Genomic DNA, 15756 nt, shown 5'->3' with positions numbered 1-15756 from the left:
ATCAATCGTTGCCAAGACTGGCGAGCATGCCCTGCACGGTTTCATCCAGCGCAATCCGTTGCCCATCAACCCAAGCAACGTAGGTCTCTAACGCAGGCTGAGATTGCGGAACCATCGCTGCGATGCGGTCAGCGAACACATAACCGCCAGCACCAATAACCGCGATCAAGAGCACGCCAAGGAAGCCCGTTTTGAACCCGCTTTTGCGACGAACGACTTGCGCGGTTTGGGCGACGGCATTGTCAGGACGCTCTGATGCCGACCGGAGGGTGGAATTGATCTCATCAATGTCGGGGAGGCGGTCGCTCCGCGGTCCGGCATCGTTAAGTTCAGTTTCTCCCTTGAGCAGCGACATGCGACGACGTGCTTCTTCGGCGCGCTTTGCTTCGGGGCTCGGCGGTTCATCTAGGCCCAGATCGGGCTGGCTTTCCATCGGGTCTTGTTGCGACTCTCGACGGCGTTCCTCGGCTCGGTCTGCTTCTTCTTGCAGAATGCTGGCGATTTCTGGGTCAATGGTCCGACGAGGGCGGCGGGGCGACAGTGTCGGCGGCGGAAGGTCGTCCTCATAGTCTTCGTCGTAGTCGTCTGATGACCCAAAGACAGGTGCTGGTTCCGGACCAAAGTCTGGTTCGGGCATCACCAATTCGTCGTCTTCTTGAGCGCCTTCGGGTTCTGGAGCGGCCTGAGCGACGGGGATATCAGTCGTGAAAACTGCATCGTTTTCTTCGCGGTCAGAGTCTCCGGGTCGTTCAAACCACGTTGAGCCACAGTTTGAACACTGCACGTCACGTCCGGCCTCCGGAATGACGTCATCTGGGACTTCGTATTGGGCGCCGCAATTGGGGCAGATCAGCCGCATTATACCATCTCCGCCGTCCGGTTTGTCCGAACAGTAAGTCTTTGTTCGAGTATTAGTAACAATCTGAGAGGAAATGGAAAAGCAAAAGCACGCCCATGCCCGTCAAGTGCGATTGAATTCTGCGAGTGTTTTCGGCAGAACACAGCGGTGGGGGCGTGAAAGGATCTTTCTGTGATCGAATTAGACCGTGTGGCCTATTCCTACGGCGGGGGCGAACTGTTTTCAGACGTTTCGCTCAACCTCGCGCCGGGGTCGTTCCAATTTTTGACCGGCCCATCGGGTGCCGGCAAAACAACTTTGCTCAAACTCTGCTATGGTGAGCTGCGTGCGACCTCTGGGCACGTACGTTTGTTCGGTCAAAACGCTCGTGAAATGGGGCGCGATGAGGTCGCATTGGCGCGGCGTAAAATCGGCGTAGTGCATCAGGATTGCCAGTTTTTGGATCACCTCCCCGTGGCGGAGAACATCGCATTGCCGCTTACGGTCGCGGGTCGTGCCCAAGAGGCGGGTGATTACCTCGAAGACCTGCTGCGCTGGGTCGGCCTCGCGCATCAGGCAGGACAATTGCCACCGGAACTGTCGGGCGGCGAGCGTCAGCGTGCCGCTTTGGCACGGGCAGTGATCATCTCGCCTGACGTTATCATTGCGGACGAGCCGACAGGGAATATCGATTGGGAAATGTCGCAGCGGCTTTTGCGGTTACTGATCGAGTTGAACAAGATGGGCAAGGCCGTGTTGATCGCGACCCACGATATGAACCTCATTCGGGCCGCAAAAACGCAGGTTCAATCGCGTGTTCTGCGTCTCAACAATCGCCGCCTTCAAGCAGCGGGGGTCGACCTATGATCACCGCATTTGGACGTTTTATTGCTATGTTGGCAGGCGACCCGCTTGCCGATCGTTCGGTGCCGCCGACGGGATATACGGCACGTCTGACCTTGTTCACCTCTGGCGCTATGGCGTTTCTCGCAGTGTTCGCTTTGGCGCTCTCATTGGCCACGGGCCGTCTGGCCGATCGTTGGTCTGCGGAACTGGCGCGGACCTCGACCCTTCGGATTTCGGCGCCTGCGGATCAATTGGACGCACAACAGGCCGCCGCGATTAAGCTGTTGGAAACCACACCAGGTGTCGCCTCTGCTCGTGCGTTGAGCGCCGAAGAACAGCAAGAGCTTCTTGAGCCGTGGTTTGGTCCTGACATCCCGATTGCCAACCTTCCGATCCCTCGCCTTATCGAAATCATCGAAGAGGGCGACGGCTATGATCCAACGGGCCTTCGTGCGCGACTTCAGGCTGAGGTGCCGGGTGCGATCTTGGACGATCACACGCGCTGGCGGGAGCCGTTGATTGATGCGGCTGGTCGGCTGCGGTTGCTGGCGGTCACGGCGATCCTTTTGATTGCAGCGGCGATGGGGGCGATGATCACCTTGGCCGCACAGGCGGCGTTGTCGGCGAATGCGCAGGTTATTCGTGTGATGCGCCTTGTTGGTGCACGCGACCTTTACATCGCGGGCGCCTTTGTCCGTCGCTTTACCATCCGCGCCTTTGCGGGGGCTGCGGCAGGGTCTATCGTGGGTATGCTGGCTGTTCTTTTGTTGCCCAGCACCGAAGTCGCGGGTGGTTTCCTCACGGGGCTCGGTTTCCAAGGCGCAGGGTGGTTTGCACCGCTGTGTATTCCTGTGCTTGCGGCGGTTGTCGCATTTTTTGCAACCCGTGCAGCGGCGCTGCGCACACTAAGGACCCAGTCATGAAACAGTCGATCCAGTGGGTCCGTTCCGTCATCTTCCTCGGTTTGATCTATTTCAACCTAATGGTCGTGGGGATTGTGTTCCTGCCATGGGCGTTGGTTTCTCGATCCGGTGCATTTGCGGCGGCCCATACTTGGTGTCGGTCTACGATGTGGCTTGCAGGTTGGATGGTTGGCATCAAGACAGAGGTCCGTGGCACGCCACCGACGGGTGAAGTTATCGTCGCGGCGAAGCACCAGTCGTTCCTTGATATCATCATGATTTATGCGTCGCTTCCGCGCGGCAAATTCATCATGAAAAAAGAACTGATCTACACGCCTGTGATCGGGATTTATGGCCTGCGGATGGGCTGCGTTCCTGTGGATCGTGGTAAACGTGGCGCAGCGATCCGTAAAATGGTTGCTCAAGTTGTTGCGGGGATCGGTAACCCCGGTCAGTTGATCATCTTTGCCCAAGGGACGCGCGTGCCGCCGACGGAAAAGTTGCCCTACAAGATCGGCGCGGGCATTCTTTATAAAGAACTCAAGCAAGACTGCGTGCCCGTTGCGGTGAACGTCGGTGCGTTTTGGCCGGCCCATGGGATCATGCGGACGCCAGGCACTGCCGTGATCGAATTTTTGCCGACCATACCTGCGGGCAAATCCTTGAGCGATTTCATGGAAGAGCTCGAAAATGTGGTCGAAACGAGATCAGAACAACTGCTGGTCGAGTCTGGATATTACGACCGCCAAAAATGATCCGCTTGGTTCAAAACCCACTGCATCCTGAATCGGCTTTTGTCGATGAGGATGCGTTGGTGGTGGGTGATGATTTGGATGAACTAGGCGTTCCCGATGGCTACGAACGTGTGCGACTGATCCTGCCTGAAGGGTCCGAATTACGTCCGCAAAACTGGCAGGTCGTGCGCCGCTCTGCTGTGTTCGAACTGCCCCCACATCATGAACTTTGCCCCAATGCGGTTCTCGTAAAACCTGCAGAGTGGGCTGCGTGGTTTGAGGCACACTGGGAATATTATCGCGATTGTCATTCCGACAATCCTCCTGCCCGACCCGCTGATCTGCGTCGTGCATTTGGAGATGCCATTGAGGACGGAACCGCTGTCTTCATTGGAACAGGCTTTGCTTCGCTGCGCGGTATGACTGCAGGGGTGAGCGAGGCAGGGTGGATTGGCGGAAATAAGGCCGAGGTCGAAGAGGGTGTCCGATGGTGCCGCGCTAAAGCCCATGAAATCGGTGCGAAGGCTGTTAGGTTCGATGCTGACGATACCGATCCGTTCCTTTGGTCGGCCTTGCATAGACTGGCTGATCCGATCGAAGTCTTCGAGACCTTTGAATTATCCTAAACGAAAAAGGCAGCGGGGTTTCCCACGCTGCCTTTTCAAATGGATGTAGCAATCCCGCTGATTAGGCGGCCAAGCCTTTGGCGCCCATTGCAAGGAATTTCTTGCGGCGATTGTTGCGGACTTCTTCGCCCGTCTGACCAGAAAGATCGTCGAGCATTTTTTCGATTGCAGCACCGACAGCTTTGATCGCGGTTTTGGGATCGCGATGCGCACCACCTAGCGGCTCTTTGATGATTTTGTCGATGATGCCGAGTTCGTTCAGGTCTTGCGCGGTCAGACGCAGCGCCTCTGCCGCTTCACGCATTTTTTCTGCATCTTTCCAGAGGATCGATGCGCAGCCCTCAGGCGAAATCACGGAATAGATCGAATGTTCGAGCATCGCGACACGGTTCGCCGTCGCAAATGCAACCGCACCACCAGAGCCACCCTCGCCGATCACGACAGAGATCAGCGGAACTTTGAGCGACAGGCATTTTTCGGTCGAACGGGCGATGGCCTCGGACTGGCCGCGCTCTTCGGCACCTTTGCCAGGGTAAGCGCCTGGGGTGTCGACGAGCGTGATCACCGGAATGCCAAAACGGTCAGCGAGGTCCATTAGGCGGATCGCTTTGCGATAGCCTTCGGGGCGTGCCATGCCGAAATTGTGTTCAATACGGCTCTTAGTGTCGCTACCTTTTTCATGACCGATCACCATCACCGAACGACCGTTGATCCGCGCGAGACCACCCAAAACAGCGTTGTCCTCGGCAAAGTTACGGTCACCTGCAAGTGGGGTGTAATCGGTGAAAAGCGTCTCGATGTAATCGCGGCAATGCGGGCGTTCCGCATGACGGGCAACCTGACATTTACGCCAAGGTGTCAGCGAGCCGTACAGTTGGCTCAGCATGTCTTCGGCCTTTTTCTGGAGGCCTGCGGCTTCTTTTTCGACGTCCATCTCTGGATTTGCACGGGCAAGGGCGCGCAATTCTTCGACTTTGCCCTCAATCTCAGCGAGGGGTTTTTCGAACTCGAGGTAAATCGTCATCTCTTGCCTCTCGGGACGTTACGTTTCGTCTGGATATAAGGCCGCATGGCGGTGCTTTGCAACTCGCCTTGTCGTCTTGAGGCTGTTTGTTGCGCCGAACACGGGCTTTTGCAAAGGTGAGTTGATTGATTTTGGAGATTCTCATGCGAGTAGTTTTAACCGCAGCGGCGATTGCACTTTTGGCCGCGAACCCCTTGGCGGCGCAGTCTATCAACTTTGGCGATGATGCCAGCCAGTGGTCGAATGACGGCGAATGTGACGACCCTCGTTTCGAGGGGAAGGGGATGACGACGACCCCGCTTTTGGACTCGGACATCATGCATGACGCGAGCGACTGCGAAGCCGCGTTTAATGCCGGCACGATTACACTATCGGCCTCTGCACAAGCAGGCGTGAAGGGTGGACGCGTCACGGCGCCCGAACCTGTCATCGTCGATGGCATCAACTTTGGCGACGATAGTGGTGAATGGTCGATGGATGGCGAATGTGATGACCGTCGGTTCTATGGATCAGCGATGGCCAGTAGTGTGAGCTGGACCTACGTCGGTGCAGACGCAACCGATTGTTCGGTGGCGTATCTCAACGGTGACGTAAAACTTTGGGACTTCAACGACGCGAAGGCCATGACCAACTGCGCGGCCGTCGATTTTGGCGACGACAATGGCGAGTATCCGCAGGATATGGAGTGCGATGATCCACGCTTTGAAGGGCCGGCATCCGCTATGTCAGTCGCGATTGAAAACCTCGGCCACGATGCGAGCGATTGTGCGAAGCTTTGCGCTTTCGGTGTGGTGTTCATGCGCGACTACTAATCGCGAGGGCGTTCAAACAAAAACGGCCGGCTCAATCAAAGCCGGCCGTTTGCATTTTGTAGGTTTGCCTTAGCTGCCAGCAATCATCTCGGACTGGCGGACAATCACTTCTGCCTGTTTGATCGACGCGATGTCGACCAGACGGCCCCTGTAGACGGTTGCGCCTTCGCCGCGGGCTTTAGCCTCTTCCATAGCTGCGAGAATTTCGCGGGCTTCGGTCACTTTGGCTTCAGACGGAGTGAATACTTCATTGGCCAATGCGATCTGTTTCGGGTGGATCGCCCATTTGCCGACCATGCCGAGGGTCGCAGAGCGCTTGGATTGCGCGATATAGCCTTCATCATCAGAGAAGTCGCCGAACGGGCCATCAACAGGCAACAGGCCATGTGTGCGGCAAGCGGCAACGATAGCGGTCTGCGCCCAGTGCCACGGGTCCGACCAGTATTTCGCGCCATCGCGCAGCATGTAGTAGTCTTCCTGTGTGCCGCCGATGCCTGTGGTTTGCATTCCCATCGAGGCAGCAAAGTCCGCAGCGCCCAGGCTGATTGCCTGCATACGCGGCGAGGAGGCTGCGATGGCCTCAACATGGGCGATACCAGCAGCGGATTCGATGATGACTTCGAACGAGATCTGCTTGGTCCGGCCTTTTGCGCGTTCGATTGCGGTTACGAGCGCATCCACAGCATAGACGTCTTCGGCGCAGCCCACTTTGGGGATCATGATCTGGTCGAGGCGGTCGCCAGCTTGCTCCAGCAGATCGACCACGTCGCGATACCAGTAAGGTGTGTCCAAGCCGTTGATCCGTACGGAGAGGTATTTGTTGCCCCAATCAACGGTGTTAATGGCCTCAATCGCATTGGCGCGTGCCATGTCTTTGTCGGTCGGAGCAACGGAATCTTCGAGGTCGATGTTGATCACGTCTGCGGCGCTGGCAGCCATTTTCGCAAAAAGTTTGGTGTTCGATGCGGGGCCAAACAATTGGCAACGGTTCGGACGAGCCGGAGCGGCAGGCTGAATGCGGAAGGACATCTCGATTCCTCTCGGTAATGAAATTACGTTTGTCTTGATTGATTGGTTAGGAAATTGCGCGATTGTCTGCAAGGATATTCTGCACCTGCAGCATGCGACATTAGGGCGTTCTTTCTGCAGTGCGACGTAATTTTGCGCGGCAGGACGGCTGTGGACTTGACGTAACGCGAGGCATGACCCAAGACCGATCACGTCATTTTCTGGAGGATCCCACCATGACCCGCATTGTCTACGTCAACGGCGACTACGTTCCCGAAACCGAAGCCAAGGTTTCTATTTTCGACCGTGGGTTCCTGATGGCGGACGGCGTCTACGAGGTGACCTCAGTCATCGGTGGAAAGCTGGTTGATTTTGCTGGTCACGCAAAGCGTCTCGAACGCTCTCTGAGCGAGCTCGAAATGGCGTCGCCAGTGACTATGGATGAACTGCTGCAAATCCACCGTGACCTGATCGAAAAGAACGACCTTGTTGAGGGCGGTATCTACCTTCAGATCACCCGTGGTGCGCCCGCTGACCGCGATTTCGCGTGGCCTGATCCTGCAAAGGTCCCCTCGGGCATCGTGTTGTTCACGTTTGCGAAGAACCTCGTGGATATGCCGTCGATCAAAACGGGGATCAAAGTGATCTCGATCGAAGATATCCGCTGGGGCCGCCGTGACATCAAAACCGTTCAACTACTCTACCCGTCGATGGGCAAGATGATGGCAAAGAAAGAGGGTTGCGATGACGCGTGGATGGTCGAAGACGGCTATGTGACCGAAGGTACCTCGAACAACGCGTATATCGTCAAAGGCAACAAGATCATCACGCGCGGCCTGTCGAATGACATCCTCCACGGGATCACGCGCGCTGCTGTTCTGCGGTTTGCAGCAGAAGCACAGATGGAAGTCGAAGAGCGTAACTTTACCATCGCTGAAGCTCAGGATGCCGATGAGGCATTTATCACCTCCGCGACCACCTTTGTTCAGCCAGTTGTTGAGATCGACGGGGCAAAAATTGGTGACGGCGTACCGGGCAAAATGGCGCTGCGTTTGCGTGAGATTTACATCGAAGAGAGCCTGAAAACGGCCGTCTGACTAGACGGCTTCCGTAATCGGAGGCACTTCGACGATATTGAGGTCGGCAACTGTAAAGGTTGCCGGCCCCTGCACCAAAAGGATTTGAACGGCGTTCAGTTCAACCATCCAGCCATCGGCAGTTTCGGTGATGTTCAGTGAAATTGGCGTGCCTTCTTCGACTGTGATGACAATCGCGTCTTCTGCCGGGTCATAGTCTGCAATGCCAACGGGCTGGTTCAGCCAATCGACTTCGACGTTGAATTCATCAGCGCCCGCGCCACCTGCAGCAACCGCACCCCGCATCATGTAGAATACATCGTCACCGTCGTCGCCGAACATCGCAGTCGTTCCTGCGCCCCGAAGGATATCGTTCCCGTCACCGCCGTGAAGGGTGTTCGTGCCAAAGGTGTCGATCAGTTTGTCGTGGCCCGCGCCACCTTCAATCAGGTCATCGCCGCCACCGCCGAACATGATGTCATTGCCACTGCCGCCGTAGATGCGGTCGTTGCCGTTGCCACCGTGGATGAGGTCGTTGTCGCCGTCGCCGAACAGAGTGTCAGCGCCATCTTGCCCGTTGATCGTATCGTCGCCTGCGCCGCCAGAAACCCAGTCTTGGTCTTTACCTGCGTGGATGAGGTCACTGTCGGCACCGCCGAGCAACACGTCATCACCTGGACCGCCGACGATGATGTCGCTTCCTGCACCGCCGTCCGCGAAGTCATCACCTTCGCCCATAAATAGGCTGTCGTTCCCGTCTTCACCCGTCATGCTGTCATCGCCAGCCCAAGTGCGCACGATATCGTCGCCCTCGGTTCCAGTACCGACGTCATCAGTTGTGTTGGTTTCAGCATTGGGGATAACCACCCCGCTTAGCAGGGCAGCGCCGACCGATGCGAGGAGGAGCGCCAGAAGCATTTTTGCAAGCCTAATTACACTTTCACTCCCCTTAACGGCATGAAAGCGGGCTATCTGAGTCTCTGGCAGAAATTTATTTGTTAGACTTTTGTGCCGACGTTTTCGGCAAATGACTTCTCGAACGCCTTTTGAGTTTCGGCTGTCGCTTCGGTTTGGAACTGATCGCGCCACTCTTCGTAGGGCATGCCGTAGAAAATCTCACGGGCTTCGTCTTTGGTCATGTCGATGCCGCGTTCGTTTGCGGCCTCTTGATACCAACGCGACAGGCAATTCCGACAGAATCCAGCGAGGTTCATCATGTCGATGTTTTGGACGTCTGTGCGTTTTTCCATGAGGTGATGACGCATGGCGCGGAAGGCTGCTGCTTCGAGTTCGATACGGGTTTGGTCATCCATCTTAGCCTCCAAAGTCGAATTACTCCGACAAACTGCCCACATTTCGCGGGAATGTCACCGTCCGTTGATGTGAATATCGCGTGATTGCCAACAGAATAGTTGAGGAATGGAATGAATTCGGTAATAAGGGACCGAAATGAGCGTTAGCGGTAACGGACGCTCCAGATGTTTAGAATGAGGACTGCACCATGAGACGCCAACGCAACGTAAAAATCGTTGCTACGCTGGGCCCTGCTTCCAGCAGCTACGAGATGATCCGTGCTTTGCACGAAGCGGGGGCAGACGTCTTTCGCCTGAACATGAGCCATGGTGAGCACGCCGAAATTCGTGAGCGTCACGAAATCATCCGTCAGGTCGAAAAAGATTGTAACAGCCCGATCGGCATTTTGGCTGACCTTCAGGGGCCGAAATTGCGCGTTGGTAAATTCGCGAACGGTGAAGAGCTGCTCGTCGAAGGTCAGGACTTCCGTCTGGACCTGAGCGACGAAGAGGGTGACATCAATCGCGTCCAGCTTCCGCACAAAGAGATTTTTGATGCGTTGGAACCTGGTGCAAACCTTCTAGTCAACGACGGTAAAATTCGCCTCCGCGTCAAAGACTGCGGTCGTGATTTTGCAAACTGTGAAGTGACCGTTGGCGGCGTGATCTCGAACCGCAAGGGCGTGAACGTGCCTGACGTCGTTCTGCCTGTTGCTGCTCTGTCTGACAAAGACCGTAAGGACCTCGAGTTTGTTTGCGAACTCGGTGTGGACTGGCTCGCGCTGTCGTTCGTTCAGCGTCCTGCTGACGTTGATGAAGCGCGCGCGCTGGCCAAAGGTCGCGCTGCAGTTCTGGCGAAAATCGAGAAGCCTGCCGCAGTCAAAGCCTTCGACGACATCCTTGCTGTGTCTGATGGCATCATGGTTGCCCGTGGCGATTTGGGCGTTGAACTGCCTGTGTCGAGCGTTCCGCCGATCCAGAAACGTCTGATCCGCAAATGCCGCACCGCTGCGAAGCCTGTGATTGTTGCGACGCAGATGCTCGAGTCGATGATCGAAAGCCCGATGCCGACCCGCGCAGAAGTCTCTGACGTTGCGAACGCGATCTATGAAGGCACTGACGCGATCATGTTGTCCGCCGAATCGGCTGCTGGTCAATACCCGATCGAGGCCGTTCGCACGATGAACAACGTGGCGATGGAGGTCGAGTGCGATCCGAACTACACCGAGATCATCGAAGCGTCGCGCCGTATTGATCACTCGACCGTTGCTGACGGTATCGTATCCGCCGCGCGCGAGATCGCAGAAAAGACCGACGTTAAAGCGATCTGCTGCTACTCCGAATCTGGCACCACTGCGCTGCGCGTCGCCCGTGAACGTCCCCGCGTTCCGATCATTGCCCTGACCACAAAGCCCAAGACCGCAGGTCGCTTGTGCCTCAGCTGGGGTGTGAACACTGTGATGTCGGGCGAAGTAGACCGCTTTAAAACTGCAGTTATCTACGCAGTCCGCGCTGCAAAGGCCGAAGGACTTGCAACTGAGAAAGACATGGTTGTCGTGACCGCGGGCGTTCCGTTTAACACGCCGGGTTCCACGAACATCCTTCGCGTTGCGCCCTGCGAGGAACGTTTGATTCACAGCTCTGAAACAGAGTAACGTTTCCACAAATCGATTTGTGGGAGAGCGAAACATGGATGCAGACCTTTATCTAACGATAGGGTTAGTGCTGTTGGCTTTCGCTCTCCCGCCCATTCTAGGAGCATTGACTGAGGGTCGTGCACCCCGCGCTGCGGCCATCGTTGTTTTGGTTGGCGGCACCCTCGTCGTGATGGCGTTAAACGACCGCCAATATACGCTCGATGATATTCCACATGCTTTTGTCCGCGTTGTGGGAAGATTCATAAACTAGCGCTTGCCATCATTCAGGATCAGCCCTATACGGCGCGCTCTAACCGTGCGACCGGCCGACAGTGGCATGCCGAGTCGTGCGAAAACCAATCCTCTTCAAAGGAGACGGAAATGCCCAAGATGAAGACCAAGTCGAGCGCCAAAAAGCGCTTCAAGATGACTGCATCCGGTAAGGTAAAATGCGGTCAGGCCGGTAAGCGCCACGGCATGATCAAGCGCACCACGAAGTTCATCCGCGATGCACGCGGGACTACGACTCTGTCCGCTCCGGACGCGAAGATCGTTAAGTCCTACATGCCGTACGACCGCTAAGGAGGCCTGAACAATGTCGCGCACCAAAGGTGGTACCGTTACCCATCGTCGTCACAAGAAAGTCCTTGACGCTGCTAAAGGTTATTACGACCGCCGCAGCCGGACCTTCAAAGTCGCTCGTCAGGCCGTAGACAAGGCCAACCAATACGCAACTCGTGACCGTAAGGCACGTAAGCGTAATTTCCGCGCACTGTGGATCCAGCGTATCAACGCTGCTGTCCGTGCGTTTGACGAATCGCTGACATACTCGAAATTCATCAACGGTCTGGCAAAAGCTGGCATCGAAGTTGACCGCAAAGTTCTGGCCGATCTGGCCGTTCACGAGCCGGAAGCTTTCAATGCTATCGCTGCTAAGGCACGTGAAGCTCTGGCATAAGCCTTAGCGAATGAATTACGAAAGGCCGCTCTGAAAGGAGCGGCCTTTTTCGTTTGGGCATTCGGATGGTTAATCGGGCGTCCAATGCTTGCCCCTCGCTGCGTGTCGCGGTAATTGCGGGCAAGCAAGATGCAAAGGGCATGTGATGGACGACCTCAAAGCCAAATATCTGGACCTGATCGCTAAGGCCGCTGACGAAGCAGCCATCGAAGAGGTTCGCCTCGCCGCGCTCGGCAAGAAAGGCGAAATTAGCCTTCAGATGCGTGAATTGGGCAAAATGACCCCCGAAGAGCGTCAGGTCGCTGGTCCTGCGTTGAATGCGCTCAAGGATGAGATCAATGATGCTATCGTCGCAAAGAAGACGGCGCTGGCAGATGCTGCCTTGGATGCACGTCTGAAAACAGAGTGGCTGGATGTGACGCTTCCGACGCGTCCGCGCCGTACAGGCACCATTCACCCGATCAGCCAAGTGACCGAAGAGGTTATGGCGATCTTTGCAGACATGGGCTTTGCCGTGGCTGAAGGTCCGCAGATTGAATCCGATTGGTATAACTTTGACGCGCTGAACATTCCGGGTCACCACCCAGCACGCGCTGAAATGGATACTTTCTATATGAAGTCCGAAGGCGATGAGCGTCCTCCGGTACTGCGCACGCACACTTCGCCTGTTCAGATTCGCGCGTTGGAAAAAGAAGGTGCACCGATCCGTATCATCGCGCCGGGTCGCGTGTATCGCGCGGACTACGACCAGACCCACACACCGATGTTCAACCAAGTCGAAGGTCTTTGCATCGGCAAAGACGTCTCGATGGCGAACCTGAAGTGGGTTTTGGAAGAGTTTCTCTCGGCCTATTTCGGTAAACGCGTTAAGACCCGTTTCCGTGCATCGCACTTCCCGTTCACAGAGCCGTCGGCTGAAGTCGACGTACAGTGCCAATGGAACAACGGTTCGGTCACCGTGGGCGAGGGCGACGATTGGCTCGAAATCCTTGGGTCGGGCATGGTTCACCCGAAGGTTCTGCAAAACGCTGGCGTTGATCCGCAGGAATATCAGGGCTTTGCGTTTGGTATCGGCATCGACCGGATTGCGATGCTGAAATACGGCATCCCTGACCTGCGTGCGTTTTTTGACAGCGATCTGCGCTGGCTGCGCCACTACGGCTTTACGCCGCTGGATGTGCCAACCTTACACGGTGGCTTGAGCCGCTGAGTTGGTTCCCAAAATACAAAGGCCGCGCTCCTCTGCGCGGCCTTCGTCAATTCTGCTCTCGGTATCGAACGTTAGTTGCCGATTTTGATAAAGTTCATGCGCGGTGTCTCTAGCATTGCGACTGCCGCTCCTGTGTCGTTTTTGTGGATCTGAACTTCGACGCCTTTCAGTGCGAAGGGCGACAGAAGCAGGGTCAGACCCATAACCAACAACATCTCTCCACGAATATACATTTACTTGCCTCAACTGTTTACTGTTACGTGACTAATGGCACCCTAGGTTTCCATTCGGGCAACAATTGGGCATGAGTAGGGTCTTTTGCGTTCGGACTGCTTTCCCCGCTGCCACAGATGCGGTAAGAGCGCCTCAAATGTAAACGACGGGTTAAAGCCATGAAATTCACGCTGTCCTGGCTCAAGGAACATCTTGAGACCACCGCCACGGTTGACGAAATCTCTGAAGCCCTGACCGACCTCGGTCTCGAGGTGGAAGGCATCGAAAATCCTGCTGACCGTTTGAAGGCTTTTACCATCGGTAAAGTGGTCAGCGCCGTTCAGCACCCAGACGCCGATCGCCTGCGCCTGTGCAAGGTTGCGACCGACGAAGGCGAACTGCAAATCGTCTGCGGCGCACCGAACGCTCGCGAGGGCATCACGGTCGTTGTTGCGAAACCAGGTGACTATGTTCCTGGTATCGACGTGACCTTGTCCGTTGGGAAAATTCGCGGTGTCGAATCCCACGGTATGATGTGTTCCGAGCGCGAGCTGGAACTGTCAGACGAACACAATGGCATCATCGAACTTCCATCCGGAGAAGTTGGTGAGCGCTTTGTCGATTGGCTCGCCAAACAAGATGCGTCCAAAGTCGATCCAGTGATCGAAATTGCGATTACACCGAACCGTGGTGATGCGCTGGGCGTTCGCGGTATCGCCCGCGACCTCGCCGCGCGTGGCTTGGGCAAGCTCAAAGACCGCACAGTTGATCCTGTGCCCGCATCATTCGAGTCTGAACTGACCGTGACCATTGATGACAACACGTTGGATGGCTGCCCGCTGTTCTGTGGCCGCCTGATCAAAGGCGTGAAAAACGGCCCGTCGCCCGAATGGCTTCAGACCTGTCTAAAGGCGATTGGTCTGCGTCCGATTTCGTTCCTCGTCGATGTCACCAACTTCTTCACCTACGACCTGAACCGTCCGCTTCACGTGTTTGACGCGGATAAGGTCGCGGGCAATCTGCGTGTTCACCGTGCGGCTGGTGGCGAAACTATCGTGGCGCTCGATGAAAAGACCTACACGCTGCCGTCGGGCGCTATGGTGATTTCTGATGATAACGGTGTTGAGAGTATCGCTGGCATTATGGGTGGCGACCACACTGGTTGCACCGATGAGACTGTGAACGTCTTTGTCGAATCTGCGTGGTGGGACCCGATCCAGATCGCAACCACGGGACGCGCGCTCAAGATCAACTCTGATGCGCGTTATCGTTTTGAACGCACTGTTGATCCTGAATTCACAGCCGAAGGTCTGGAACATGCAGTTCGCATGATCGTTGATCACGCAGGTGGTGAGGCGTCTGAGGTTGTTGTTGCGGGCGCTGTGCCGAATTTTGCGCGCTCGTATAAGCTGGACGCAAAGCGTGTGCAGAGCCTTGTTGGCATGGACATTCCAGAGAGCGAACAGCGCCAGACACTGACCGCGCTGGGCTTCCGTATGGATGGTGATCAGGCGCACGTTCCGTCGTGGCGTTCCGACGTTCAAGGTGAGGCGGACCTCGTTGAGGAAGTCGCGCGTATTGCGTCTTTGACAAAGCTTGAGGGTAAACCTTTGCCCCGCGCCACTGCAGGCGTGCCAAAACCTGTGCTGACACCGCTTCAGGTGCGATCGTCCGCTGCGCGTCGCACCACCGCGTCGCTCGGCTACAATGAATGCGTGACCTACACCTTTATCGACCGCGAAGCGGCTGCGTTGTTTGGTGGCGGTACCGAGGCGACCGAGTTGGAAAACCCAATTTCGTCGGACATGAGCCACATGCGTCCTGACCTCTTGCCTGCCCTGCTTCGTGCAGCAGCACGCAATCAGGCACGTGGCTTTGCCGATTTGGCCTTGTTTGAGGTCGGCCATGCCTTTGCCGGCGGTAAACCGGGTGAACAGCAGCTGCAGGTAAGCGGCGTTCTTATCGGTCGGACTGGCCCCAAAGACGTGCATGGCGCGTCGCGTGCGGTTGATGTTTATGACGCCAAAGCCGATGCCGAAGCGATCCTCGCTGCAATGGGTGCGCCTGCCAAAGTTCAGATCATGCGCGATGGTCCAGCGTGGTTCCACCCCGGCCGTCATGGTAAAATCTGCCTCGGCCCGAAAAAGGTCTTGGGCATCTTTGGTGAACTTCACCCGAAAATCCTGCGTGAGATGGACATCAAAGGTCCTGCCGTTGCGTTCACTCTCTTCCCTGAAGAGATCCCGCTGCCGAAAAACGCATCGGCCAGCCGTCCCGCAATGGATATCTCCGAACTGCAAGCGGTTGAGCGTGACTTTGCGTTCGTTGTCGATGCAGAGGTAGAGGCACTGACCTTGGTTAACGCAGCGGCGGGCGCGGATAAGGCACTGATCGAAGATGTTCGTGTGTTCGACGAATTCTCGGGCGGTAGCTTGGGTGAAGGCAAAAAATCCCTCGCGATTACGGTTCGTTTGCAGCCCAAAGAGGACACCCTCAAAGACAAAGATATCGAAGCCGTAAGCGCCAAGATCGTTGAGAAAGTGACCAAGGCGACAGGCGGCACCCTTCGCGGATAACGAC

General features: G+C 56.2%; 18 protein-coding genes. 12 read left to right on the top strand and 6 right to left on the bottom strand.

The genetic code is table 11. The features are described 5' to 3' along the window. Position 1: 1 nt before the first annotated feature. Positions 2–859, bottom strand: coding sequence for a zinc-ribbon domain-containing protein (locus AC07ED_RS11125; RefSeq protein ID WP_105235832.1), 858 nt, complete (start codon positions 857–859; stop codon positions 2–4). Between the two features lie 171 nt (positions 860–1030). On the opposite strand from AC07ED_RS11125, the gene AC07ED_RS11120 reads away from it, so the two are divergent. The 4 genes from AC07ED_RS11120 to AC07ED_RS11105 are packed head-to-tail and all read left to right on the top strand — an operon-like array spanning position 1031 to position 3946. Further along, the gene (locus AC07ED_RS11120; protein ID WP_067550232.1) at positions 1031–1705 is read left to right on the top strand and encodes a cell division ATP-binding protein FtsE; all 675 of its coding nucleotides are present in this window, start codon (positions 1031–1033) and stop codon (positions 1703–1705) included. Next, a complete protein-coding gene (locus tag AC07ED_RS11115; RefSeq protein ID WP_105235831.1) occupies positions 1702–2607 on the top strand; it encodes a cell division protein FtsX in 906 nt (301 codons plus the stop codon). Before AC07ED_RS11120 ends, AC07ED_RS11115 begins: the two co-directional genes overlap by 4 nt. Beyond that, entirely contained in the window at positions 2604–3341 is a 738-nt protein-coding gene (locus tag AC07ED_RS11110) for a lysophospholipid acyltransferase family protein (RefSeq protein ID WP_105235830.1), read from the top strand. The genes AC07ED_RS11115 and AC07ED_RS11110 overlap by 4 nt, the downstream gene beginning before the upstream one ends. Next, positions 3338–3946: a hypothetical protein gene (locus tag AC07ED_RS11105; protein ID WP_105235829.1), complete on the top strand. Its 609-nt coding sequence runs from the start codon at positions 3338–3340 to the stop codon at positions 3944–3946. The genes AC07ED_RS11110 and AC07ED_RS11105 overlap by 4 nt, the downstream gene beginning before the upstream one ends. Before the next feature lie 61 nt (positions 3947–4007). On the opposite strand, the gene AC07ED_RS11100 is transcribed toward AC07ED_RS11105, so the two are convergent. Next, positions 4008–4970: an acetyl-CoA carboxylase carboxyltransferase subunit alpha gene (locus AC07ED_RS11100; RefSeq protein ID WP_067550224.1), complete on the bottom strand. Its 963-nt coding sequence runs from the start codon at positions 4968–4970 to the stop codon at positions 4008–4010. Between the two features lie 143 nt (positions 4971–5113). Between AC07ED_RS11100 and AC07ED_RS11095 the strand changes: the two genes are divergently transcribed. Further along, complete coding sequence (locus AC07ED_RS11095) at positions 5114–5782, top strand: hypothetical protein (RefSeq protein WP_158664549.1); 669 nt, start codon at positions 5114–5116, stop codon at positions 5780–5782. A gap of 69 nt (positions 5783–5851) precedes the next feature. On the opposite strand, the gene AC07ED_RS11090 is transcribed toward AC07ED_RS11095, so the two are convergent. Beyond that, the gene (locus tag AC07ED_RS11090; protein ID WP_105235827.1) at positions 5852–6811 is read right to left on the bottom strand and encodes an L-malyl-CoA/beta-methylmalyl-CoA lyase; all 960 of its coding nucleotides are present in this window, start codon (positions 6809–6811) and stop codon (positions 5852–5854) included. 215 nt (positions 6812–7026) lie between these two features. Here AC07ED_RS11090 and AC07ED_RS11085 point away from each other — a divergent pair, with 215 nt between their 5' ends. Continuing rightward, positions 7027–7887: a D-amino-acid transaminase gene (locus AC07ED_RS11085; RefSeq protein WP_105235826.1), complete on the top strand. Its 861-nt coding sequence runs from the start codon at positions 7027–7029 to the stop codon at positions 7885–7887. Here AC07ED_RS11085 and AC07ED_RS11080 read toward each other — a convergent pair whose 3' ends face one another. Both AC07ED_RS11080 and AC07ED_RS11075 read right to left on the bottom strand, forming a co-directional pair. Next, a complete protein-coding gene (locus AC07ED_RS11080) occupies positions 7888–8784 on the bottom strand; it encodes a calcium-binding protein (protein ID WP_105235825.1) in 897 nt (298 codons plus the stop codon). A gap of 80 nt (positions 8785–8864) precedes the next feature. Then, positions 8865–9179: a DUF1244 domain-containing protein gene (locus AC07ED_RS11075; protein ID WP_105235824.1), complete on the bottom strand. Its 315-nt coding sequence runs from the start codon at positions 9177–9179 to the stop codon at positions 8865–8867. Between the two features lie 188 nt (positions 9180–9367). Here AC07ED_RS11075 and pyk point away from each other — a divergent pair, with 188 nt between their 5' ends. From pyk to pheS, 5 genes are all read left to right on the top strand, one after another. Then, a complete protein-coding gene (pyk, locus tag AC07ED_RS11070; protein ID WP_105235823.1) occupies positions 9368–10813 on the top strand; it encodes a pyruvate kinase in 1446 nt (481 codons plus the stop codon). 34 nt (positions 10814–10847) lie between these two features. Further along, positions 10848–11066: a hypothetical protein gene (locus tag AC07ED_RS11065; RefSeq protein WP_067550212.1), complete on the top strand. Its 219-nt coding sequence runs from the start codon at positions 10848–10850 to the stop codon at positions 11064–11066. Between the two features lie 110 nt (positions 11067–11176). After that, positions 11177–11377, top strand: a complete 201-nt coding sequence (rpmI, locus tag AC07ED_RS11060) for a 50S ribosomal protein L35 (protein WP_067550210.1) — start codon at positions 11177–11179, stop codon at positions 11375–11377. Positions 11378–11390: 13 nt separating this feature from the next. Continuing rightward, positions 11391–11753, top strand: a complete 363-nt coding sequence (gene rplT, locus AC07ED_RS11055) for a 50S ribosomal protein L20 (RefSeq protein WP_067550208.1) — start codon at positions 11391–11393, stop codon at positions 11751–11753. A gap of 145 nt (positions 11754–11898) precedes the next feature. Further along, positions 11899–12963, top strand: a complete 1065-nt coding sequence (gene pheS, locus AC07ED_RS11050) for a phenylalanine--tRNA ligase subunit alpha (RefSeq protein ID WP_067550206.1) — start codon at positions 11899–11901, stop codon at positions 12961–12963. 71 nt (positions 12964–13034) lie between these two features. Here the strand turns inward: pheS and AC07ED_RS11045 are convergent, their stop codons facing one another. After that, entirely contained in the window at positions 13035–13196 is a 162-nt protein-coding gene (locus tag AC07ED_RS11045) for a hypothetical protein (protein ID WP_158664548.1), read from the bottom strand. Positions 13197–13355: 159 nt separating this feature from the next. Between AC07ED_RS11045 and pheT the strand changes: the two genes are divergently transcribed. After that, the gene (pheT, locus tag AC07ED_RS11040) at positions 13356–15752 is read left to right on the top strand and encodes a phenylalanine--tRNA ligase subunit beta (RefSeq protein WP_105235822.1); all 2397 of its coding nucleotides are present in this window, start codon (positions 13356–13358) and stop codon (positions 15750–15752) included. The last annotated feature ends 4 nt before the right edge of the window (positions 15753–15756 follow it).

It is taken from the genome of Aestuarium zhoushanense (assembly GCF_056431045.1).
Note: the sequence above shows the minus strand (reverse complement) of the source record. Positions and strands in the feature narration are given on the sequence as shown.